Raw genomic sequence first — 22,790 nt, forward strand, 5'->3', positions numbered from 1 at the left:
GGACTCTTCCGCCGGAACACCCGGTCGGGCGAGCGCGAGGTCCGGCCCTCCGCTCGCGGGCATCGGCCGCGCGGCTGCGGCCCCGAATCCCGGGACATCCACCTCGCCACCGGCTGTCACATCCGGTGGCGCGTCGGGAAGGACACCTCGATGCCCGCGAACTCCGCCGAGATCACCATCCTCACCCCGCCCGGCCCAGCCCAACCACTGACCCTGACCATCGGCCGCAGCGCGCTCGTCGACGCCCTGGCCACGACCGGACTGATCTCGACTCGCGTCGGCCAGCTGGGCTGGGGCGGTGTGCTGCTGGAGGGGCACAGGGATCACCTGGTCGTCACCACCTCCGACGGCCAGAACACGATCAGGGTCGACGTTCCCGACGTCGACACCATGCACGGCCGCATCCTCATCGACCACGTCGAGCTGACGAAACTCCTGCGAGCCCTGGTCAAGGGACGCCGGAAGAAGGACGTCGACGGGATGCGTGCCACGATCGACGGGAGCGACCCGGACAAGCCTGTCCTCGAACTCGACGGCTACGCGGTCCCGCTGGCCGCCGTGCCGATGGACGGCTTCCCGCCACTACCGCCCGACCACACGGTGGTCGCCCAGCTCGACCGCGAGCTGTTCACCGCCGAAGCCGCGCGGGTACTGCGCGCGATCGGCACCGACGACACGCTGCCCATGCTGTCCGGGATCTTGCTCGACGTGGCCGCCGGAGCACTCACGCTGGCCGGAACCGACCGCTACCGCCTGGCCGCCGCCAGCGTCCCGGCGATCACCGCGCCCGCGGACACCACCCGCGGCGGAGCCGTGATGCCCGGCGCACTGCTGGCCAAATACCTCAAGCGCATGACCGGGGACCGGCTGCGTGTGGGCTGGCTGAGCGACCTCAACCCCGAGCCGGAACTGCGACTTCCGCCGTCGGTGTCACTCAGCAGCGGCAACACGACCCTGATCTCCACGTCCACCAGCGCCGAATTTCCTGACTATCGCAAGCTTTTCCCCACCGACCCGCGGGGAAGCGCAGTCGTCGACCGACCGTGGATGCTGGCCGAAACACAGCGCGCGGCCGCGGTGCTCGCGGCGAAGAAGCACCCCGCCGGCCAGATCGCGGTGACACTCGACCCGTTCGAGGTGCGGGTCACGCCGGTACTGGGCGAACGCGGCGAGCAGGTCAGCTCCCCGGGGCGGGACGCCGCCGTCGCCGGCATCCCCGCTCCGCTGGAGTACCTGTTCAACCCCGCGTATCTCGTCGACGCGCTGGAGTCGTTCACCGGGAACCTGATCACCCTGCACCCGACCGGCAGCACAAACCGGCCCGTGGTGTTCACCGACACACCGAGCGAACTGGAGGACCCGGGCGCGTTCCGGCACCTGCTCATGCCGGTCCGCTCGCAGGGAACCTGATCAGGCAACCCGGCGAAGTCCGACCTGTGGCTGTTCCGGCGTTCGGATCCGAGGAGGCCGCCGACGCTAGCCGCCCGGTGCCGCTGCGCACACGCCCCACCAGCCCGGCCGACCGGGGGAGACCAGCCTCGCTGCGCTCGGTCGCCTCCGGCGATCCCGCCCCGGTCGGCCGAGCGCGGCGGCGTGCGCTGCGCGAACACCCGACGGCTCTGCGGAGGGCGCCCTCGAACCCGAGGGCGCCCTCCGCCACCGGCATCGGTGGCCGGCTGACAAGGGGAGTCCCTGCATGGCACGAATCCACGCTGACCTGACCATCGACTTCGACCCGTGCACGGTCCCCGCCTATGGGCTGACCGTGCACGGGCACATCCACGTTCCCAGCAGCCGCCTGCGCGCCCTGTTCGGCGAGCCGACGCGCTCGCTGAGCGGGCACGCGGAGGCGGGGATGTGGGTGCTGGACACCCCGGCCGGACGCGTACCCCTGGCTCCGCGGCGACTGCGCACCCCGCTCGGCTGCGCCACCGGCGTCTCCTGCTGGCTGATCCTCGCCGCGAGCGACGACGTCCTGCCGTGGATCTTCAAGGCGGTGACCGGCTCGACGGCGACCTTCGTGAATGCCGCACGCCGGCACTTCTCTGAGTCGACCCTCGAAACCTTCACCGCCGCCTACGTCAGCTACCTGTTCCTGCGCGCCGACGCCGAGCAGGACTGGTGCCTCCAGCAGGACTGGAACGACCCGCGCTACAAGACATGGCGCCGCCGACCCGAGCAACTTCACCACGCGGCCCGCGAGGTGCTGGCCGTCCTGCACCACTACCAGTGGTCGCAGGCGACCGAGACGCAACGCCAGACCTGGACCACGATGGGCCGCCCAGTCCAGGGCGGCTCCCAGTCCGACCTCGACCACTGGCTCGAGAACAGCAGGTGGCTGTACTCGCCGACCAAGACCACCCAGTACCCGCACGGCGGCGACCCGGACCTGGCCGGCATGCTGCGCGGCCTGGCGGACACCAGCCGCGAGCACCAGCCCATGCTCCGCGAGATCAACCCGCACCTGGACTTCGATCTGCGCGACGAACACGAGCAGACCCTGCAGGCCCTGGCCGGCACGCCGATCCCAGGACCGGACGCTCTCGCCACCTTCAGCCGGTGATCCCCACGCCTTCCCCGGCCTGCAGCCCACCTGCACGCCGGGGAAGAGCACCCCGGGTCGCCCCGGACGAGGGCGACCCGAGCCTGACCCGCACCGCCGCCGCGCTCGAGGCGCCTGCGCCCGAACCCGACACGGGTGATCCGGCCGGCGACGACATCAGCAACCCGACCGGTTCGCAGCCGGATCACCCCGGTCGGGCGAGCACGGCACCCCGACCTCCGCCAGGCAGTGCCGGTCCGCGGCGGGACGCCCCGACCTGGGGCAGACACCTGCCGGGGCATACCCGGCTCGCGCAGAGCGGAGCCTGTCATGGCCGTCATCCACGACGACCTCAACATCCAGACCATCGCGTGCACCGCGCCGGCGGACGGCCTGTCAACCCGAGGCGCCATCCACGCCAGCTACCACACCTTGACCACCCGCTTCGGCAACCCGGACTTCGGAACCACCGACACCGCGGCAGAGGAAGCCACGCTGTGGATCCTCGACACCCCGGCCGGACGAGCCCACCTGCAGAGCTGGCTCGACGTCCACCACCTGCACGCCCGCCCGCACACCGAGGTCCGATGGAGCATCCAGACCGCCAGCGACGGCGTCCTGCCCTGGGTGTTCAAGGCGGTGACCGGCTCGACCGCGGCGTTCCCGGCCGGCGTCGACCGGTTCGCCCGGACCTCCAGCCGCGAGACCCTCACCGCCGCCTACGTCGACTACCTCTACCTGCGCTCCCAGGCGATGGCGAACTGGGTCAACCTGCAGCACCGCGACAGCCGCAGTTACCGGGAGAACTGGACGCTGCCCCGGCACCTGCTCGGCTTCGCCCTGCAGGTCCAGGAAATCCTGCTCCACTTCCAGTGGTCCCACGCCGACGCCGCCGAGCGGCTGGCCTGGATCGGGGTGGGCAAACCCGCGCTCCCGCCGGCGCCCGACCTCGACCACTGGCGGCGATATTGCCGCTGGCAGTTCGTTCCGGTTCCCACCGAGGCACACCCTGACGGCGGCGACCCGGATCTGGCGGCCAACCTGCGGGAGCGAGCCGAGGACGCCGCGTGGGCACGCGACCATGTCGTACGGCCCAGCGCGGACGGTCTCGTCCGCACGCGCAAGGTCGACCTCTTCGACGAGCACGCCGCCACACTGACCGCGCTGGCCGGCTCCCCGGTGGGCGACCTCGCCGCCGGGAACCGGCGATGAGCATGGACGCGGTCACGATGGACCTGTTCAGCACGGCCCCGGCACCCGCGGCCGAGCCCGTGCACCTGGTCAGCTGGGGACTCGGCGTCGAGAGCTCCGGCTACCTGGTCGAAGTCCTGTCCGACCCCGACCGCCACGGCGTCGACCCGGCGAACATGATCGTGCTCCACGCGGTCGTCGGCAGCGAGTGGACACAGACCTACACCGACGCCGAGCAGTTCCTGTTGCCACTTCTCGCGGACAGGAGAGTCCGCACCGTTCAGCTGGCCCGCGGAGGACCGCGTGACAGCGACGGCATCGTCGTCCTCGACGACACCACCCGCCCGCACCGGGTGCACCGGCGAGGTCCCTGGACTCTGGCCGAGGAATCGAGGCTTTCCGGAACGGTTCCCCAGCTCAGTCATCGACGGTGTTCACTCAAATTCAAAGGATGGCCGCTTGATACCTGGATCGCGGCCAATCTCGGTGGCCGGAAATATGATCACGTCATCGGATACAGCGTGGAGGAAACAGCGCGCGCGAAACGGGATCTCGTGTATGCGACCGCGACCAGGACACCGGTGCATCCCCTGATTTCCTGGGGCTGGACAAGGGAAGCGTGCCTGTCGCGGCTGCTCGCCGAATTCGGCGTGATATGGAAAAAATCCGCTTGTTTTTTCTGTCCGTATTCTGGCGGGCGATCGCTGGAGAACACGCTGACACGAATGCGTGAGAACCCCGACGAAGCAGCGACTGCGCTGCTTCTTGAAGAACCGGCAGTCAAGCTGAATCCGAAATCGAAACTGTACGGGACTCACAGCCTGCTGGAACGACTCGTCGAAGACGGCAACCACATCGCCGTCGACCTGTTCCTCGGCCGCCTCGAACAGCAGCCATGGTCGGTCTACGACGTCCGGCGCATCCACTTCGCCGCGAAGAACGACCGAGCTCGCAAGGGAACGTCCTGGCGATCGGTGCGCCCGCTGTTCACCGGTTCCGCGGCCGAAGCCCGCGCCTGGCTCACGCAGGCGGGCCCGCCGGACCGCGACGATCGCGTGTGGATGCGCCGACAGGACGACGCTGCCTTCTATCCCCGCGGGGAGCACTTCCTTGTCGCCACCACCGCGGGCATCGCGGAGAAACGGCGCGCCTCCTTCGCCGAACAGTGGGCCCGGATCGTCGGCGACACCCTCACGAACGGTCCGCAGTAGACGCCCCGGCGGGCACGGCCCGGATGAAACCGGCGTGGTTGACCGCGCAGGAGCGCAGCAGACCGCCTCCGGGCAGCACCAGGGCGCTGCCGCGCCGCTGACGCGGAAACCCTGGCGCCGACCGAGCCGGCCCGCTGGGCGAGCGCCCGTCCAACGCCACCGCCGACCCGCTCCGGCCCGCCCGCGCGGATCAGGTGGCGCGATCGCTCGTCCATCACGGGGAGAAACAACCATGCGGTACGAGAAGGAACTCGACGCGCTCACTGCCGAGATCCACCGTCTCGGCGATCACTTCGCCGACGTCGTCAACCACGGAGACGACGACACCTCCGCCGCGGAGGCGTGCCGAGCCCAGATCGCCGCCGTGGCCGCACGACGCGACATGCTGAGGAACCTCGGCGGCCCGGCGCTCGACGCTGCCGATGCGGAAATCCGAGAGGCAGCCACGATCTGCGACCGCGTCTACAAGCGCAGCGTGGATTCGGTGACGCTGTCGCTCTGGCTGGCAACCGCCTTGGGAGGAGCGTCTCTGGCCGCCCTCGCCGCGACCGTGTTTCTGGCTCACCCGGTGTGGCCGGTCCTGCTGGTCTGCGCCGTGGTGCTGCTCGGCGTCGCGGGCTGGCGTATCCACGACTTCATCCGGCTGGCCCGCGTCTACTTCCAGGCCGAGAACGCCTCTGAAGCGGCACAGAAGCGGCGCTCGGAGATCATCGCGCGCATTGAGGAAGGCATGACGGCGGCGGCCGAATCCGGCCGAATCTGAGGTACCTGACCCGCTTGCCCTCCCTGGCCCGCGTGCGCGCGCCGTCTTCCCCACGCACCCATCCGGTGCTGGACGCCCGGCAGATCCCCGCGGTCCAGGCGTGACGACACCGGTCCGGGACACCCGACGGTGATCGCCGCCGACCCGGAGCCCGATGCCCCGCCAGCCCGGCCCGGCCGGGTGATCCGGCCTCACGTGCCAGCGGCGACAGACACCCGGATCCGGATCACCCGGCCGGGCGAGCGCGGGTCCCCGGTCTCCGCTGGTCGGCGGCGACCCGGCGGGCGGCGCCCCGGACCAGGGGCGTCCACCCGCCGGACATCGTCCGGCGCCGGCAGATCGGACCCGGACATGGCCGTCATCCACGCCAACCTCACCGCCCCAGCCTCACCGCCCACGACCTCGCCGCCCGCCTGGGCCACGCGCACGCTCGCGGCCGCCGGACTGGCACAGCTGGGGATGGCGTGATGGCGACGGTGAAGATCGCCCGCTTCACCGGCGACCTGAACGCGCACGTGGTGAAGCTCGCGGAGCGAGTCGACGAGAAGTGGCACGCCTGGCACGGACACGGAGACCTGGAGGTGCCCGTGTCCGTGGTGGCAGTGCTGTCGCTGGTGGATCCGCCCGTGCACGAACGGAACGCGGTGGCAGGTGAACTGATAGAGCTCACACCCGAAGCGTTCGCCGACACCGTGCGCAGGCTGTGGCGTCGTTTCGTGCAAAGCCGCCCGGACCTGGTAAACCGAGCCTGGCCACTGATCGAACCGTGGCTGGGCGAGCGGGAGATGACTCCGGAGACGGTGCGGGACGCCCACGCCGTCGCGGTCGAGGTGCTGCGCACCGACCTGTTCGCGCTCACCGACGAGACCCGCTGGGAAGTGGATCTCCTCGGGACCGTGTTGACGCTGGTGCGCACCAAATCGGCACTGCAAGCCCGCGGGCAGTACTACACGCCACCGGAAGTCACCACGCTGATGGCACGGATACTTCCGCCGCCGATGCCCGGCGAGTCGGTGAATGACCCGACGTGTGGAAGCGGCGGCATGTTCCGGGCCGCCGCGGAGGCAATGCGCGCCGCCGGGCACGACCCGGCGACCGTCTCCTGGGAGGGCAACGACCTCGATCACCTGGCCGTCGCGTGCTGCGCGATCAACGTCGTGTTGTGGGGGCTGGGCACGCGCGTGCTGCTCGGCGTCGGCGACACCCTGGCAGCCGACTGGCGCACGCGCGCGATCGCTGAGCGGAACGAACCGATCATCCTGATGCGCCAACTCTCCGCCGTCAGGTCGTTTCTGAAGCTCGACGCCGCAGCGTGCACAGACGCCGAGGAGCCGCCGGAATCATCGGAGACGGAGTCTGCCTCGGGAGACTCGCCGTGAGCGAGCTGCCGCTCATCGCCTGGTGCAGGTTGATCGTGGATCTGTACCTGCCCGCGTCTATCACGAAGCGACAGCGAGGTCCGCGCCGGCTCGAGTGTGGCGGGCTGGGTGAACGGCACCGCCGGACCAGAGCCTGCAGCGGATTGCACGGCCGGGCAGGCCTCGCCGCCTGAGCGGCGCACGCGCGGCGGCGCCAGGGCTCTCCACCCTGGTGCCGCCGCGAAGACGGGCCGATGCCAGCAGAACCGTCCGCAGCGCTGCAAGGGCGCCTTCGGCGTCGCACGCGATGGGCCTGCGGCCCACCCTTTCCGCGCCACGGCGCGCCCCGCTCGCACAGCTCCCCGTCCCCGCAACACCACCCGGAACGGAGAGCCACATGGACCTCACGATCATCCCGCCGCATGGCTATCACGCGGTCGAGCACGCCCGGTGGATGTGGGCCGATCCCGGCTGCGATCGTTGCGACGGCACCGGAATCGTCTGGACCAACGTGTGGGACCACGACATCAACGAGTACGCACCGCTGTACCGCGAGGACAACGACTGCGACTGCGTGTGGACGCCCGATGAGGATGTCCTCGAGGAGCTCGACAGGCGATACCGGGCCAGGGGCAACCCCGACCGTGCGCGGGATGCCTGGGACGGCATCGCGAAGTCTCTCGGTCCCCGCCGCGCTGGCGGCTGGTACTGGAGCAAGTACTGGGGCGCCGGCTACACCGTTGTCTCGATCGACTACTCCTTCTACGACGGCGACCCCGCCAGCCCGAGCTGGAAGATGACGGTGCAGTGGGACGACGGCCACCACACCACCCACTGCACCTCCTGGGACTTCAGCCAGGATTCCTGCGACCGGCCACCTGCGCGCCACCCCGGCCCGGCGCCCATCCCGCCCGAACTGCACTCCGCTACACCAATCGCCGCGTCCCGCCGCGGCATGAGGTCACGACTGATGTCCCTCCTGGGATCACACTGCTGATCACCGCATGATCACCGGCGGATTGACCACCCGCCGGTGCCATGCTCTCTTCTCCCGCAGATCGCGAACATTTCCGTGCCACCGCCGGGTTTCTTGACAGAAACCCGCCTGCATACCCGCCGCCGCGTATCTGGTCGGGGTTCCCCATCGCCCGGAACCCAGCGGCGCCCCGAGTGGCGGCTGATCACCTCGTCCCGCACGCCCGGAACCCGGGCGGCGGCGTTCGCACTCTGCACCACCCCCGGCGGGGTGCAAGCCGCGAAACCCGTGCGGCTTGCACCCCGTACCCGGTGCCGGTGCCCGCCGAGTGCACCCCGCCAACCCGGGCGGGGTGCACAACGCGAAGGGAAGGTGAGCCGGCGGTGAGCGCATCAACCGTCACGGTCCACGCCTGGGAATTGCACATGACCAGCGGCGGAAGCGACAAGTACTACCGACTCCTGCTCGTGGAGAACACGCTGCTCGTCAACTACGGCCGCCGCAACGCTCGTGGCCAGTTCCAGGCCCACCGCAAAGGCACGGCCGAGGCCGCCCAGCGCGCAGCGCGCGACCTGACCAACCAGAAGAACGCGAAGGGCTACCGCCTCAGCCGGGACATGACCGTGTTCGAGGTGCCACAGCACCTGGCGCTCGCTCTGACGACGCCGCCCCCGGGCGGGTACGGAAACCCCGCCGAACAGGTCTGCGACGAGGTCGTCACAACCTTCAAGAACGCGGCCCTGCAGCAGGAAACCGAGCGCGGGGAGGCGTCGTGGTGAGCACCCTCGGCGACGACATGCTCAGCAAGATCGGCCGCACCCCGACCGGATCCAAACTCGCGGAGCCGGACTGGCAAGACGACGACGGAACCTTCGCTGGAGCCGTCTCCACCGCCCCGTCCACGCTGGACCTGGCCGACACCCTTGTCCCGCAAGGCAGTCAGGTTCGCCCCAACGGCGCCACCTACCACCCGCGATCGGTCGCGGAGGTGTTCGAGGACGTCGCACTGCTGCGCTCGGCACGCGATCACCAGGAACACGTCTTGTTCTACGGCCCGCCCGGCACCGGCAAAACGGCACTGTGCGAGGCCGCGTTCGCCCAGGACGCCACCGACGAGCACGACGGGCTGGAAAGCATCGTCGGCACCGCCGACACCACCGAGATGGACTTCATCGGCACCTTCATCGAGGACCCGGCCACGAAGTCCTGGACCTGGCAACCAGGCCCGCTGCACCGCTCCGTGCTGCTGGACGTGCCACTGCTGGTCGACGAGATCGCGCTGATCGACCCGCGTGTCCTCAGCGTGCTGTACCCACTGATGGACGGCCGCGGCGTGCTGCGCTTCCCGATGAACCCGCAGCTGGAGCCGCTGACCGTGGGCAAGGGCTGGTTCGTCATCGCCGCCTTCAACCCCGATGTGCCCGGCGCGCGACTTTCCGAGGCCTTGCGCGACCGGTTCGAGCACCACCTTGAAGTGGGCACCGACTGGGGCCTGGCCGCGAACCTCGGCGTGTCCCCGGACATCATCACGGTCGCGCGCAACCTCGACGAGCGACGCCGCAAAGGCACGCTCGCCTGGTCCCCGCAGCTGCGCAGCCTGCTGTCCTTCGCCCGCCACGAGCAACGCCGCGGCCGCGAGTACGCCCTGGCGAACCTGCTGGGCAAGGTCCCGCCGGATGACCGCGACGTCGTCCACGGCGTCCTGACCCAGATGCTCGGCAAGGTGATTCACCGTCTGGAGCTGGGGAAGCAGGTCGAGTCGTGACCCCCGCCGACGCCACACCGACCCCCGCCCAGCTACGTCTTGTCGTGCGTCTCAACCGCGGGATCAATCTGCTCGCCGGACGTGGTGACCTCATCACGACCGTGCGGTGGAAGCCCGAGCCGGACGATCCGCCCGCCTGGTTCACCCCGGCGACCGGCGAGGTCACCCTCAACGGCCCCGTCGCGCTGGACGGCGCCAAGCCCTCGGAGATCAACCCGCTGACCCCCGAGGGGCGGCTGCGCCACCCGGTGATCATCGGCCTGCTCTGCCACGAGGCCGGGCACGCCGCCCACACCCAGTGGGACAGCCACTTCGGCGACGGGATCGACGTCATCCCCACCCGCGCCGCCGTGCTCCTGGAGGAGATCCGGATCGAGCACCGCCAGCTGCGCCGGCGACCGGGGGACCGGCTCTACCTGCGCGCCGCCAGCCGGCGCGTCATCCTGCCCGGCGCCGACGCCCCGTCGGCGGCCGCGACCCGCTGGCGCGCCGGCCAGGCGGCCCTGCTGACCTCCGGCAGGGTGGACGCCGGCGTGCTCACCACCGGTGAAGTGCGCAAGGTCGCCGCAGTCTGCCGCACGACGCTGGGGCGCAAGGACTTCGACCGGCTGCGGCGGGTGTGGCGCAAAGCGCTGACGGTGCCGGACGGCGACGTCGACGGGCTGATGAAACTGGCTACCCGCTGGGCCGACATCATCGGCGTGGAAGACCCCGCCGATGCTCCGGCACCGCCGTGCGGCCACGGTGTGCTGCCCGACAGTACTGAGGAACCCACTGCGTCGGACCAGGAATCCGGCCGCGACGAGCAGGACGCCGCATCCACCCCGGACGCCGACGAGGACACCGGTGCCGACGAGCTCGAGAAGGCGCTCGCCGAGGCATTTCAGGGTGCGATGGTGCTCGTGGCGGCCTCCGGTGAGCAGGAGGCCGCGGCCGAGCTGGGGCACGACGAGGACTCCGTCCCCGACGACGGCGAACGTCGCCGCGCGCAAGATGCCGCCGAACAGGAGGCCGCTGAGACCGAAGCCGAGCGGGTGTTCCACGGCAACCGCCGGTCCGGTGCGAGCGATCCGCGCGGCGAGCTCCGCCCGCCAACCGCGATCGAGCGCGAACTTGCCCGGCGGACGGGAAAGGCGTTGCGGCGGGCGAAGTTCCGCGAGCGCGGCAAGATCGTCGTGGACTCCGCGGTCCCGCCCGGCCGGTTGCGGGGCAGAGAGGCCATGCTCGGCGCGGCGCAGCGGAGCATGGGCACGCCGATCACGGCCAAGCCGTTTCGGCGGGTTATCCGCAAGGACACCCCCGAACCGCCGCTGACCGTCGGGATCGCCGTCGACATCTCCGGCTCGATGGACTGGGCGACGGAGATGCTGGCCAGCCTGGCCTGGATCGTTGCGCACGCCGCCGCCGAGGTCGACGGGATGACAGCCACCGTCGCCTTCGGTGAGCGCGTCACCGCGATCACCGCCCCAGGTGTCCCGCCGGCCGCGGTGCAGGAATTCGACGCACCCGACGGCTATCACGAGTTCGTCCCCGCTATGCGCGCGCTCGACGGCGCCTTGCAGCTCACGGCAGGCCAGGGCGCCCGGTTGGTGTTCGTGGTCAGCGATGGCCACTACGGCCCTGCCATCGAGCGGCAGGCCGCCGAGGTCGTCGAACGGTTCGCCCGGCACGGCGTTCACGTGGTGTGGCTGGACCTGGCTTCCGAGCACGACACCACGATCGTGCCGCCCGGGGCGATCCCGATCCGGGTCGCCAACATCGGGGAGATCCCGCACCAGGTCGAGGACGTCCTCGTCCGCGCGCTGCGCGTCGCGTGAGGCGTCGGTCCGGGCCTGTGCACCGCGGGTCCGGACCGGTCGTGGCCGACACCGCCGCGGCGGCGCGCTGTTCAGCGGGGGTGGCAGCCCGTGCGGGAGAGCAGCGGCCACCCGGGGCCGGGGCAAGGGCGCTCGCGCGCCGCTGACGCGGAAACCCCTGCCCCGGCCCGAGCACGGCCGCTGGATGCGCGCCCGTCACCGCACCCCACCGAACGGAGCGCGCCCATGCTCGACCTCGTCAACGGCTTCGCCGGCGAGCACCGGTTCCTGTCCAACTTCCACGAGCACCCGCTGACCTGGGACGACGCGGACTACCCGAGCGGCGAGGCCGCCTACAACGCCGGCAAGACTCTCGACCCGCGGCAGCGCGCCTGGATCGCCGCGGCCCCGTCCGCCGGTGAGGCGAAACACCGCGGCCGCCGGGTCCGGCTGCGCCCTGACTGGGACGACCTGCACCGCTACCTCGTCATGCAGCAGGTGATCGCCGCGAAGTTCACCGATCCCGCGCTGGCCGAGCGGCTGCTGGCCACCGGCACGAGCTGCCTGATCGAGCGCAACACCTGGCACGACCAGACGTGGGGCTGCTGCTCCTGCTCGCGGCACCAGCCGATACCGGGGAAGAACCTGCTCGGCCGGTACCTGATGCGCCACCGCGCGCAGCTCGATCCCCACCTCGCCGGGAGGTGGACCCGGGTCGCCTGCACCGGGCACCGCCCACAGGGTTTGCCGCCCGGCAGCGAGCCGTGGCTGGCCGTCGAGCTGCGGCGGATCGCCGCCAAGCTCGCCACCGATCGTGGCATGGAGGTCGCGATCAGCGGCGCCGCCGCAGGCGCCGACCTGCTCTGGGCCGAGGCCGCCCGCGACGCCGACGTCCCGGTGTGGCTGTACCAGCCCTACCCCGGCCACGACCAGCGGTGGAACCACGACTGGCAGCAGCGGCTGCTGGCCGCGCGCCGGTTCGCGTCCCGAACCGACACCCTGGGCACCCGATTCAGCGTCGACGTCCTGCACGCGCGCAGCGAGTGGATGATCCGGGACTGTGACGCGATTATCGCGGTCACAGACCCGACTCGCACCGCCGGCGGGACCGTCCAGGCCTTGCGGAAAATCCCGGCGACCCTGCCGATCATCCGGGTTGACGTCCGCAACCGCCGGACGACGCTGCGCGCTCCGGCTCAAGAACTCCAGACGAAGGCCGATGCGCAGACGTGCTGAGAACTCCTGACAGCACAAGGATGTTCCTGCGCCGCTGACGCGGAACCTCTTGTGCTGTCGGGAGATGCCCGCGCAGGCGAGCGAGAGTTCGCGGCGGAAAGTCTTGCGCCTTCGTGGCCCTGGCGCCCGACCTCGCCGGCAGGCATGGCCCGTTTCCCGCCCGGTGTGGTGTTTGGACGCGCCGAAGCGCAGCAGATCGCCTCGGCGCTGGGCAAGGGCGCTCCCGCGCCGCTGACGCGGAAACCCTTGCCCCGCACCGATTCGTCCCGCTGGGCGTGCGCTCGTCAACGCACCACACGACCAGCCAGGAGGCTCACCATGTCGTACCTCGAACTCGATGCTGACCACCCCGAGCTCACCCCCGCGCCCGCAGGCAAGGCGTGGCGGTACTGGGTCGGCTACTACTGCCCGCGGGGGACCGACGGCCACTTCGAGCTGTTCGCCGACGACGAGTACGACGGCTGCTGCGGGTCGAAAGGCTGGGACCTCTACCTCGACGCCACCCCCGGAGACACCAGCCTGCCCGAGGGGCAGTGGCGGCTGGTCGCGGCGTCGGAATGACCCCCGCCACGCGGGCACCACCTCGAGTCCCCGAGCTGGTGCCCGCGCGCCCCGTCGTCACGTCGGCGCCGGTGGACACCTGCACCGCAGCAACCCGCCCAGGCACGGGGCAAGGGCGCTTCGCGTCGCCTGCGGCGATGCCCGCACGCGGTCACCCCTGCCCGTACCCGGTCGGCCCGCTCGGGGTCGCGCTCGTCCACGACGCGCTCGACCGGAAGGCCCGGCCATGCCCCAGAGCAATGACTCCGCACCAGAACCCGCGGCGGTGACCTGGACACCGCCCCAGTCCGAGCAGATCCCCGCCCTCCAAATCTCCATGGGCCGCTGGCTCAGCCACCCCACGTTCCTCATGACGACCTGCGGCGCCCTCGAAGCTGGCCAGGGAACGATCGTTCCGGCGGCCGACACGCCGCTGGAATCCACCGTCATCCTCCACGCTGAAGAGGCCAACAGGCTCAGTTCGGCGCAGCCGTTCACCCTCGACGCGGAAACAACCGAGGACGCACTCGCCGCCGGCGCGGCTTTGCCGGACTGGTCGGTCGAGCCCGACGACCTGCCGGCGCCCGAAGGGCTGATGGTCTTCGACCGTCCGATCGGTTACTGCCAAGGTCGCGCCCGGGTTCCGCTGCCGGTCGTCGCGTGCTCCTGGGGACCATCTCCGCAGACAGCACCGCCGGGCGGCGCGGTCTGGGTGACGTTCTGGTCGGCAGGCGACCGCGAATCGCTCATCGCCGAGTCCATCGCCCACGGCACCCCGCCCGCCGAAGCCCGCTACAACGTCGAGACCGGAACCCCGCCACTGTTGTGGGCAGACGAAGCACTGGTGTGCTGGTCGGCCTCCGGAACCCCGATTTTCACCCCGACGAGCCGGTGCGTGCCCACCGACGAGGTGACCGGCATCGTGGTCCACCAGGAAGCCGCGCCCTGGCTACAGACGGTCTTCGCGGCCTGGAACTTCATCCGGAACCAGGTCGTCGAGATCACCGAGGCACGCGCACCCCGGGCGGAGCGCCGTCGCGCGGAGCGGACGGGAAAGCCCCTGCCCTCGGTCCGAGTGGTCAGCGCCCGCCGCCGGACAAGCTCCGCGCCGCCGTCCGCGCCGACCGGCCGCAGCGTAAGCGTCCGGTTCCCCGTCCGCGGGTTCTGGCGCGATCAGCCCTTCGGGCAAGGCCGCTCGCTGCGCAAGCGCATCTGGATCAAGCGTCACTGGCGCGGTCCGGAAGACGCCCCGGTGCGCATCCGCCCGGTGGTCATCGTGGTCGAGAAGCCGACCGACCTGACCGAATAACGCAGGGTCCGGGGCGCGCCCTGCTGGGCAGGAGTCGCGCCCCACTCGGCCGCCGAGTCCTGGCCACCCGTTTCCCGCCCGGTGTGGTGTTTGGACGCGCCGAAGCGCAGCAGATCGCCTCGGTGCTGGGCAAGGGCGCTCCCGCGCCGCTGACGCGGAAACCCTTGCCCCGCACCGATTCGTCCCGCTGGGCGTGCGCCCGTCAACGCACCACACGACCAGCCAGGAGAACTCGTGAAAACCAGCACCATCACCCCGGACGCCCACGCGCCCGGCATCCACATCACCGATCGTGCGGAGACCACGGAAGCGGTGACCGCATGACGACCACCTGGCTCGACGTCGCCTGCCTTGCCCTCCTGGTCATCTTCTTCCTCGGCCTCGCCTGGATCTCGAACCGCGACTGACCAGCACTCACCGGGCTGGCCGCCGAACCCCGCGGCCAGCCCGGTCCTGCCCCTGCACGTCAGCTGCGCCAGCGGAGCTCGGCACGAACAACCCGACGATGCCGGCCGGACTGAGCTCATGAACCGGCACCGCGCGGGTGCCGGCGGACGATCCCGCGCGCTCAGGCCGTGCGGGGCCGCCCTGGGCGAGAGGGCACACACCCTGACCGGCGAGCCACGCCGTCGTCCAGGTACGCCCCGCCGGAGCCGACACGGGTGATCCGGCCGACGCCGAACAGGAACTCCTCGCCCGCGAAGCCGGATCACACCGGTCGGCCCAGCTCGCGACCTGGACCACGTCTCGCACCCCGGTCGGCCGGGGTGCGCCTCCCGCCTGGAAGGCGCACCCCACCGAAAGCGAGCAGTCGCGTGACCATCCCCTCGACTTCGCCGTCGACACCACGCGCGACGGCACCACCTCCCAACTGGGCCAGCCCGGCCGGAAAGCTCCTGCTCCCGGCCACCGCCTCCTACGAGCAGTGGCTGCTACGCCGCCGCGACGGCATCGGCGCCTCCGACGCGAGCACCGTGGCCGGCATCAACCCATGGTCGAACCTGACCAAGCTCTACGCCGACAAGGTCCACGGCATCTCCGACCCCGACAACGACCTGATGCGAGTCGGACGGGACCTCGAAGGCTATGTCCTGGCCCGCTTTCGCGAGGCCACTGGGCTGCGCACCCGCAGAGTCGGGCTGCTGGCCAGCCGCGAGCACCCCTGGATGCTCGCCAGCCTCGACGCCCTGAGCGACGACGGCGGGGTCGTCGAAGCCAAGACCACCACCAGCGACCTCGCCGACGGCTGGAGCGACGAGTACGGCAACGACTCGGTGCCCGACCACTACCTGCTGCAGGTCCAGTGGCAGCTCAAAGTCTCCGGCCGAAGCCACGCCTGGGTTGCCTGCCTGTTCCTCGACACCCGCAAGTTCGTTTACCGGCGCGTCGAGCGCGACGAGGAACTCATCGACCTGCTGGTCACGCTGGGCAGCGACTTCTGGCACCACCACGTGCTCGCCCAGGTCGCACCTCCACTCGACATCGGCGCGGGCCCGATTCTGCGGCGCCTGCACCCGGTCGCGGAACTTCCCGCCCGCGACGGAGGTGACGCCGCGGCGGTCGCGCTGCGCCGGCAGCAGCGGATCAAAGCCCAGATCAAGGACCTGGAAGCCGAACTCGACGCGGTCACCACCGAACTGTTTGCCATCACCGGCGACGCCGAAGTCCTCACTGTCCACGGCGCGCTCGCCGCGACCTGGCGCCACACCGGCAAGTTCGACGAAGACGCCTGGCGCGAAGCCCACACACCCGAGGTCGTCGCCGCCTACACGCGAACCCGGGAGTACGTCGACTGGCGCGCCGTCGTGGCCGACCGGCCTGCCGACCTCCGCTTCCGCCGCCGGGTCTTCCTGCCCAAGCAGTCCTTCGCCTGACCCGCCCTGATTCCCCGGCCGGAGTCACCGGCCGGTCGTTCACCCAAGGAGAAGCCACGTGGATACCGCACGCCTTCGAGAGCATCTCAAGGCCACACACCAAGCGCGCCAAGGAGAATTGGTGCCCGCGCCGCAGCGCGCACTCACCCCGACCTCCGATGCGCTCGACACCGCGGAAAGCTACGCCGAGCGTCTGTCGAAGTCGATCCTGCTGCCCGCGCACTACCGGCGCCAGCCCGCGAACATCCTGTGGGCGATCGAATTCGGCCGGATGCTCAACATCCCCGCCATGGCGGCGATGACCGGCGTGTTCGTCATCGAGGGCCGGCCCAGCGCCTCGGCAGCGCTCATCGGAATGCTGGTCCGCCGTGCCGGGCACAAGCTGCGCATCCGCGGCGGCACGTCCTGGAAGGAGCCGGCGTTCGCCGAGATCATCCGCAAGGACGACCCGGAGTTCACCTTCCGCGCGGACTGGCCGTTCGCCCGCGCGCTGGAGTCACAGCTGGTGCGGCTGGTCAACAACCGTCCCTACGCGCGCGACAAGAAATACGACCGGGCGCTGCCATGGGAGCGCTACACCCCCGCACTGCTCAAGGCCCGCGCGATCACCGAGGTGGCACGCGACGCCTGCCAAGACGCGCTGTTCGGCCTGCTCTACACCCCCGAAGAGCTCGGCGCCGAAGTCGACCAGGAAGGCCGCCCGACCGGACAGCTGCTCGACGTCGCCGACGGAGCCGGCTACCACTTCGCCGACGCCCCGACCATCGACGAGGCGATGGAACGGGCCCGCACCGGGGCGCTCCAAGAGCCGGCCGCGCCTGAACCGGCCGAGGCCGATCGCGACCGGGTAGTGGTCACCTCGCCAGCCGAGACCGACGGATCCGAGGAGCCCGGGGCAGAGGACGAGGCCCTCAATGCCGAGCCGATCGACTGGGAACAGGCACTGAGCGACGCCGCCGAGGGCGGCGTGGACGAACTGCGGGACCTGTGGTGGGTCGTGCGGCGTGCCGAGCCGGTCAACGAGCAGCTGCTCACGCGCATCAGCGACGCCGTCAAGGCCACCGAGAACCGTCAGGAAACCGCCGGGGAGAACTGAGATCGCGGGGTGCTCGCTTCCTTCGGGTGGAGGCGAGCACCCCGCTTCTTCCAGCACGAATATTCCTATACGCAGGGAGATTGCCATGTCTTCAGATCAAGATATGTCCACTGTGGATACTCCGTCGAGCGCCGACGAGCCGATGCAGTGCTTCACGCAGGCGCACATCGCGCACTGGTGGGGCATCAACCGCAGCGCGGTCACCATGATGCGCAAGCGCTGGGGACCGGACAGCGCCGCCCCGTTCCCGACACCGGACATCGAGGTACCGACCGTCAACGGCGACTCCGTCATCGCGGGCTGGGCCTGGAACCGGTGGCCGGCCGAGTTCGACACGTGGAACGAGCGCCGCAGTAACGCGGGGCGCCAGCGACAGCGCGCGGCCCGCACCTCGCCGCGCACACCTGCCCGCGCACGCAAACCCATGGCCCCGAAGACCTCCACTGCCGCGCCACACCCCGCCGAGGACCCCGGGCCCGAGCACACCGACCTCGCCGACCAGCCGATGCCACCCGTCCGCGACTTCATCAAGCCCGCACGCCGCCGAGGCACCGGCGGCGTGGTGCGCCAGGGCCGAGTCGCCGGAGCACGCATGGCCAGGGCGGTGGCGAAGGGCAAACTCCGCCGCTAGCCGGCACTCCCGCGTCGGTCGTCACTGCCCGGCGCGGCTGCATGAACACGCAGAGCGCAGCAGACCACCACGGGCGGTGGCTAGGGCGCTGCGCGCCGCTGGCGCGGAGACCCCAGCCACCGCCCGTCGCGGCCCGCTGACCGGAGGTCGTTCACGCACCAGCCCGACCAGGGAATTCCCGGCCACGCCGGAAAGCGACCCCGCCGGGCCGGTGCAGCCGACCACCGCACCAAGGAGCGCCCCGCGTGACGATCACGATGCCCGCACCGACCTTCGCACCCACCCACGACTCGACGACGTGGTCACCCGGCCCCGGCTACGTCGAAATCCTGCCTGCGGCCTGGGCTCGCCCTTTCGCGCACGACCAGTTCGAGGTCGTCGTGCTGACCAGCGCAGACGAGCAAGACGGACTCCCAGCACTCGCCAGCGGCGTCCTGTCGGAGACCCTGCTGCTGCTCGCCGACTACTGGATGCACAACCCGGCCGAACTGCGCCTGCTCGCCATCGCGGACCTGCTGCAGCTGCACGAGATCGGCCCCGAGCACCCGGTGCTCGGCCACGCGGAAGCCCGCCTGGGGCACCGCCGCTACGAGATCCAGCCCGAAGCCTGGACGGCCCTTGGTCTCACCGCGGACGACGCCGTCGCCGCCGACCTTGCCACTCACACCGTCATCGGCGACCCGCCCGTCGCGATCGACACCGCCGGCCTCCCGTTCTGAGCCCACGCCCACGCCCGTCGCGCCAGCGCTTCCGCGCAGCCGCGACGGGCGTTTCCCTTCCACATCCAGGAGTTTCCGTGCCGAACAACAAGAAAGACGCTGCCGCAGCACGCCGTCGCCACCAGCAGCTGTACTCCGGTGGCGCCCGCCGGCGACGTGTCCTTCGACCCCTCGAAGGCGAAACGCTGGTCACCATGTACGACATCGTCGGCACCCCGCTGTTCCCCGCGGTCGTCGCCAACGGAACCTGGAACGGCGCCGCCATCCCGTTTTTCCGCCGCGACGTCGCCAAACTGGTCGTCGACTGGATCAACGCCACCCACGCCAAGAACCGCGACGCGGCACGAGCCCACTGGGACGGGGACACCGTCGTGCTCATCGAAGCGGAAGCAGAAGCCGAGCCCGGCTACACGCCCGAGCGCATCACGCCCGATCGCGGCGGCCGGTACGGGATCGGCGCACGAGCCTGGACCTGGAACTTCGCCGACGACTGAGCACCCCGTGTCGCCGAGCCGCGCCAGCGATAGGTCGCCGCGCGGCTCGGCGCGCCCAGTCTCGACCACCGCCGCCGCCCCCACCAGGGTCGCCGCGCCGGCACGAACCCGACCGGCGGAGACGGCGGCGGCGGCCGGGGCGATGGGCGCTCTCGCCCGAGGGCGCCCATCCGGCCGCACCGACACCGCGGCCACCGATCGAAGGCGAAATCCATGCGCTACCCCCTGATCGTCGTGCTTCCCGCCGGCACCGACCTGACCGACCTCGACAACGTCCTCGCCGACGTCATGGCCCCGTTTGACGAGAACCGCGAGGACATCGCCGACCTACCCGATGACCAGCCCCTCACCTGGGATCGATACGCCATCGGTGACCGCTTCAGCGGGTTCTTCCCCGTCCGCGCCGGCGCCGAGCGCGCCGACCTGATCCACCCCCGCCTCGCAGACGGCGCCGACACGCACGATGCCGTGTGCGACGGCGGCCGCATTCGCGCCCTCGACCTCGAGCGCAAGCGCGTCAACGCCGCACGCCACCTCAGGACCCCCTCGGCCAAAGCCTCAGCCGCCGACCACAGCTGGGTCGCGCTCGCTCAGCGGGCACGCGACACCGCCATCCCCACCGGCGCCGTACTGACCCACGAGGGCGTATGGCTCTCGCCCGGAGGCGTCCGATTCGTCACCGAGCGATCCGGCCCGGCCTACGACGCGTTCGTCGCACTGGCCAACGCTTATCTGGACGCACTCGACGACAACACCATCCTTGTCCTCGTCGACTGCCACACCTGAAAAGTCGTCCACGGTCCACGGGACACCCTCCCCGGCAGCCGCGCTCACAGCTGCTGGGGAGGGTGTCCGTGACATACCGCATCACGGCCTCGGCGCCTGCCCTGCCGGGTTTGCTGACCGAGCACCCACCAGACGAGGGCGTCGGCTGCCGCGCTGGCCGCCGGACGGGGCTGCGCACGCTGGACCACCGCCCCGGCTGCGCCCGAAGCCCCGCCAGCCCGGCCGACCGGGGGAGACGGGCCTCGCTGGCGCTCGGTCGCCTTCGGCGATCCCGCCCCGGTCGGCCGAGCGCGGCACCCCGGCCGGTCCGGGGCCGGTAGTCCTGTCGAGCGGCGCCCCGATCCCGGGACCTGCCTCGCTCGCATTCACTCGGCGAGCCACACGAAGGGCCGATCACCTGCCATGCACCACTACACCGTGACCGTCGCGCTGCCCGGCGAGACCCAGCTTGACGAGGTCGAGAAGAACCTGGCTGGTGCTCTGGAGCCGTTCAACAAGGAGAAGGAAGTCGAGCAGGCCACCGACCCGCTCGGCCGCACCTACTGGACCAATCCAGCGGGACGCTGGGACTGGTACCTCATCGGCGGCCGCTGGAGCCACCACCTGCCCATCCGCGCCGGCGCCGACCCCGCCGACCCCGCCGACCTCATCTTCGGCTCGCGCAGCTGGGGCAACACGCACGCCATCCTGGACCCGACCTTCTGTGACGGCGGCCGGATCCGCGCCCTGGACCTCGAGCGCAAGCGCGCCGCGCAAGCGAAGAAAGCTCTGGCCGACTGGAACGACTACGCCGCGGTGATCGCCGGGACACCCCAGCACCAGGCGTGGGAGACGTTCTCCACGCGGGCGAAGGAGGCCGAACAAGCCGCGTCGCGGCCGTGGCACGAGTTCTACACCGAGGCCAAAGCCAAGGCGCGCGCCAACGCCGGACTGGGAGACAACGCCGCGCCCGACGACACCGCCGACCGATACTCCGCACTGCTGGACGAGGAAATGGACCGCGCGAGGGCCGCGTGGAACACGTCCCTGGCTTATTCGTTCGACCAGGCCAAGCGGGACTACCAAGCCCAGCCGCGGATCGCCGCGCTGCGCGCGCACGAGGCCTACCGGGGCAGGGGCATGAACCCGCCCGAGCGCGAATTCGGCGATCTCGACCGCGATACCTACATCCAGCAGTGCCGCGATCAGGCGATCCCCGGGTATGCCACGCTCACCCACGACGGCCGGTGGCTTTCCGCTGACATGCCCTGGGTTCCCAGCAGCGACGACCGCGCCCGCCACGCCGCGCACCTCATCGAGGTCAACACCTACCTCGATTCCTTGGCCGACAACATGATCCTGATCCTGGTGGACTGCCACACCTGAGCCAGCACCGCTGGTGGGGCTGCCTCGAAACGTCGGGACAGCCCCGCTGATCAGGTCGCTCCAAACCCCCGCAGATACGTCCTCGCCGCCGACGGCGAGCGCTCGGGTCGGATGCAAGTTCGACAGCCCGGCGGCAGACAGTTCCAGGCGAATTTGGTGAAGGTTCCAGCCCATCCGCGGAGCCTGCGCCGGGAGCGGTGGTCCGGGGCTGTCCACTCTGGACCACCGTGCCGGCTGCGCCCGATGCACCGCTGGCGCGGCGCCCCGGCCGGTCCGGCCTCGGCGGCCCGGGGGAGCGGCAGCCCCGGACCAGGGGATCCGCTCCGCCGCCAGCCGGCGACTTGACGAAGGTGATCACCCTCCATGACGCACTACCACGTCCTGCTCGCACTACCGGCGGACGTCGAACTCACCGACGAACCGCTGCACGCGGCCATCGCCTCGGCGCTGGCGCCCTACAACAAGATCACGCCGATCGAGCGCATCGTCGAAGATGGCGTAGAGCGATGGGAAAACCCGGTTGGCAAGCTGGATCGCTTCCGGATCGGCGGCTACGAATTCGGGTCCTACCTGCCGCTGCGCGCAGGTGCCGCGGCCGCGGACGTGATCAGGGGAGCTATCGGCTACCACCGCGACCCGACCTATAGCGACGGTGGCCGCGTCCGCGCGCTGGACTTCGAACGCAAGCGAGCCGAGCTCGCCGAGGAAGCGGGACCGGACTGGGACGAGTACAACACCGTCATCGCCGGCACCCCGCCGCACCGAACGTTGGACGAGTTCCTGAACCGCCCCGAATACACCCCCGCCCAGGCGCACCGGGAGTACCGCGCCCAGCCGCGGGTCGCCGCGATCCACTCCCACCGGCCGTACCAGGGGCAGCTGCTGGTCGGGCTGTGGCCGGAGGACATCATCGGCGATCTCGACCGCGACACCTACATCCAGCAGTGCCGCGACGGCGCCATTCCCGGGTGGGCGACGCTGACCCACGACGGCCGGTGGCTCGCACCGGCGTCGACATCGGGACCCGGTGACGAGACGCCCGAGAGCTTCGACACCTACCTTGCCGAGGCCAACGCCTACCTCGACGCGTTGCCCGGCGACATGTCCTTGGTGGCACTCGACTGCCACGTCTGAGTCC

At 70.7% G+C, this 22,790-nt stretch carries 21 protein-coding genes; all 21 read left to right on the plus strand.

The window, feature by feature from the left end:
• The first annotated feature begins 150 nt into the window (after positions 1–150).
• The 21 genes from QQ657_RS09960 to QQ657_RS10060 all read left to right on the plus strand — a co-directional run bounded on the left by QQ657_RS09960 (position 151) and on the right by QQ657_RS10060 (position 22,786).
• Positions 151–1,410: a DNA polymerase III subunit beta gene (locus QQ657_RS09960; RefSeq protein WP_284741791.1), complete on the plus strand. Its 1,260-nt coding sequence runs from the start codon at positions 151–153 to the stop codon at positions 1,408–1,410.
• A 286-nt stretch (positions 1,411–1,696) separates the two neighbouring features.
• Positions 1,697–2,563: a hypothetical protein gene (locus QQ657_RS09965; RefSeq protein WP_284741792.1), complete on the plus strand. Its 867-nt coding sequence runs from the start codon at positions 1,697–1,699 to the stop codon at positions 2,561–2,563.
• Between the two features lie 309 nt (positions 2,564–2,872).
• The gene (locus tag QQ657_RS09970) at positions 2,873–3,754 is read left to right on the plus strand and encodes a hypothetical protein (RefSeq protein ID WP_091628510.1); all 882 of its coding nucleotides are present in this window, start codon (positions 2,873–2,875) and stop codon (positions 3,752–3,754) included.
• A complete protein-coding gene (locus QQ657_RS09975) occupies positions 3,751–4,944 on the plus strand; it encodes a hypothetical protein (protein WP_284741793.1) in 1,194 nt (397 codons plus the stop codon). The genes QQ657_RS09970 and QQ657_RS09975 overlap by 4 nt, the downstream gene beginning before the upstream one ends.
• Before the next feature lie 232 nt (positions 4,945–5,176).
• A complete protein-coding gene (locus QQ657_RS09980) occupies positions 5,177–5,707 on the plus strand; it encodes a hypothetical protein (protein ID WP_091628513.1) in 531 nt (176 codons plus the stop codon).
• A gap of 467 nt (positions 5,708–6,174) precedes the next feature.
• On the plus strand, positions 6,175–7,086 hold the full coding sequence (locus QQ657_RS09985; protein ID WP_091628515.1) for an N-6 DNA methylase: 912 nt from the start codon (positions 6,175–6,177) through the stop codon (positions 7,084–7,086).
• 376 nt (positions 7,087–7,462) lie between these two features.
• Positions 7,463–8,062, plus strand: a complete 600-nt coding sequence (locus QQ657_RS09990; protein WP_091628517.1) for a hypothetical protein — start codon at positions 7,463–7,465, stop codon at positions 8,060–8,062.
• Between the two features lie 362 nt (positions 8,063–8,424).
• Positions 8,425–8,820 (plus strand): WGR domain-containing protein, encoded by a 396-nt coding sequence (locus QQ657_RS09995; protein ID WP_177231788.1) that lies wholly within the window; start codon positions 8,425–8,427, stop codon positions 8,818–8,820.
• Positions 8,814–9,806 (plus strand): AAA family ATPase, encoded by a 993-nt coding sequence (locus tag QQ657_RS10000; RefSeq protein ID WP_091628521.1) that lies wholly within the window; start codon positions 8,814–8,816, stop codon positions 9,804–9,806. Before QQ657_RS09995 ends, QQ657_RS10000 begins: the two co-directional genes overlap by 7 nt.
• A complete protein-coding gene (locus QQ657_RS10005; protein WP_284741794.1) occupies positions 9,803–11,623 on the plus strand; it encodes a VWA domain-containing protein in 1,821 nt (606 codons plus the stop codon). The genes QQ657_RS10000 and QQ657_RS10005 overlap by 4 nt, the downstream gene beginning before the upstream one ends.
• A gap of 225 nt (positions 11,624–11,848) precedes the next feature.
• A complete protein-coding gene (locus QQ657_RS10010; protein WP_091628525.1) occupies positions 11,849–12,838 on the plus strand; it encodes an NADAR family protein in 990 nt (329 codons plus the stop codon).
• A 318-nt stretch (positions 12,839–13,156) separates the two neighbouring features.
• Positions 13,157–13,399 (plus strand): hypothetical protein, encoded by a 243-nt coding sequence (locus tag QQ657_RS10015; RefSeq protein WP_091629923.1) that lies wholly within the window; start codon positions 13,157–13,159, stop codon positions 13,397–13,399.
• Positions 13,400–13,625: 226 nt separating this feature from the next.
• Positions 13,626–14,687 (plus strand): hypothetical protein, encoded by a 1,062-nt coding sequence (locus QQ657_RS10020; RefSeq protein ID WP_143086546.1) that lies wholly within the window; start codon positions 13,626–13,628, stop codon positions 14,685–14,687.
• Positions 14,688–15,502: 815 nt separating this feature from the next.
• A complete protein-coding gene (locus QQ657_RS10025) occupies positions 15,503–16,561 on the plus strand; it encodes a YqaJ viral recombinase family nuclease (protein ID WP_177231863.1) in 1,059 nt (352 codons plus the stop codon).
• 58 nt (positions 16,562–16,619) lie between these two features.
• Positions 16,620–17,657 (plus strand): hypothetical protein, encoded by a 1,038-nt coding sequence (locus QQ657_RS10030; protein ID WP_284741795.1) that lies wholly within the window; start codon positions 16,620–16,622, stop codon positions 17,655–17,657.
• Between the two features lie 85 nt (positions 17,658–17,742).
• Entirely contained in the window at positions 17,743–18,288 is a 546-nt protein-coding gene (locus QQ657_RS10035) for a hypothetical protein (protein WP_143086523.1), read from the plus strand.
• A 245-nt stretch (positions 18,289–18,533) separates the two neighbouring features.
• A complete protein-coding gene (locus tag QQ657_RS10040) occupies positions 18,534–19,007 on the plus strand; it encodes a hypothetical protein (RefSeq protein ID WP_091629717.1) in 474 nt (157 codons plus the stop codon).
• A gap of 77 nt (positions 19,008–19,084) precedes the next feature.
• The gene (locus tag QQ657_RS10045; RefSeq protein ID WP_143086524.1) at positions 19,085–19,501 is read left to right on the plus strand and encodes a hypothetical protein; all 417 of its coding nucleotides are present in this window, start codon (positions 19,085–19,087) and stop codon (positions 19,499–19,501) included.
• A 213-nt stretch (positions 19,502–19,714) separates the two neighbouring features.
• Positions 19,715–20,287, plus strand: coding sequence for a hypothetical protein (locus QQ657_RS10050; protein WP_284741796.1), 573 nt, complete (start codon positions 19,715–19,717; stop codon positions 20,285–20,287).
• Between the two features lie 402 nt (positions 20,288–20,689).
• Positions 20,690–21,652 carry a hypothetical protein gene (locus QQ657_RS10055; protein WP_284741797.1) on the plus strand — a complete coding sequence of 321 codons (963 nt, stop codon included), beginning with the start codon at positions 20,690–20,692 and terminating at the stop codon, positions 21,650–21,652.
• 363 nt (positions 21,653–22,015) lie between these two features.
• A complete protein-coding gene (locus QQ657_RS10060; RefSeq protein ID WP_091629725.1) occupies positions 22,016–22,786 on the plus strand; it encodes a hypothetical protein in 771 nt (256 codons plus the stop codon).
• Positions 22,787–22,790: the final 4 nt, after the last annotated feature.

This window comes from Amycolatopsis ponsaeliensis, from assembly GCF_030182635.1.
GTDB lineage: Bacteria > Actinomycetota > Actinomycetes > Mycobacteriales > Pseudonocardiaceae > Amycolatopsis > Amycolatopsis ponsaeliensis.

What these genes read in the sequence shown, in the direction of transcription:
- QQ657_RS09960 (WP_284741791.1), top strand. Translation starts at nt 151, where the DNA reads ATGCCCGCGAACTCCGCCGAGATCACCATCCTCACCCCGCCCGGCCCA.
- QQ657_RS09965 (WP_284741792.1), top strand. Translation starts at nt 1,697, where the DNA reads ATGGCACGAATCCACGCTGACCTGACCATCGACTTCGACCCGTGCACG.
- QQ657_RS09970 (WP_091628510.1), top strand. Translation starts at nt 2,873, where the DNA reads ATGGCCGTCATCCACGACGACCTCAACATCCAGACCATCGCGTGCACC.
- QQ657_RS09975 (WP_284741793.1), top strand. Translation starts at nt 3,751, where the DNA reads ATGAGCATGGACGCGGTCACGATGGACCTGTTCAGCACGGCCCCGGCA.
- QQ657_RS09980 (WP_091628513.1), top strand. Translation starts at nt 5,177, where the DNA reads ATGCGGTACGAGAAGGAACTCGACGCGCTCACTGCCGAGATCCACCGT.
- QQ657_RS09985 (WP_091628515.1), top strand. Translation starts at nt 6,175, where the DNA reads ATGGCGACGGTGAAGATCGCCCGCTTCACCGGCGACCTGAACGCGCAC.
- QQ657_RS09990 (WP_091628517.1), top strand. Translation starts at nt 7,463, where the DNA reads ATGGACCTCACGATCATCCCGCCGCATGGCTATCACGCGGTCGAGCAC.
- QQ657_RS10010 (WP_091628525.1), top strand. Translation starts at nt 11,849, where the DNA reads ATGCTCGACCTCGTCAACGGCTTCGCCGGCGAGCACCGGTTCCTGTCC.
- QQ657_RS10015 (WP_091629923.1), top strand. Translation starts at nt 13,157, where the DNA reads ATGTCGTACCTCGAACTCGATGCTGACCACCCCGAGCTCACCCCCGCG.
- QQ657_RS10020 (WP_143086546.1), top strand. Translation starts at nt 13,626, where the DNA reads ATGCCCCAGAGCAATGACTCCGCACCAGAACCCGCGGCGGTGACCTGG.
- QQ657_RS10035 (WP_143086523.1), top strand. Translation starts at nt 17,743, where the DNA reads ATGTCTTCAGATCAAGATATGTCCACTGTGGATACTCCGTCGAGCGCC.
- QQ657_RS10050 (WP_284741796.1), top strand. Translation starts at nt 19,715, where the DNA reads ATGCGCTACCCCCTGATCGTCGTGCTTCCCGCCGGCACCGACCTGACC.
- QQ657_RS10055 (WP_284741797.1), top strand. Translation starts at nt 20,690, where the DNA reads ATGCACCACTACACCGTGACCGTCGCGCTGCCCGGCGAGACCCAGCTT.
- QQ657_RS10060 (WP_091629725.1), top strand. Translation starts at nt 22,016, where the DNA reads ATGACGCACTACCACGTCCTGCTCGCACTACCGGCGGACGTCGAACTC.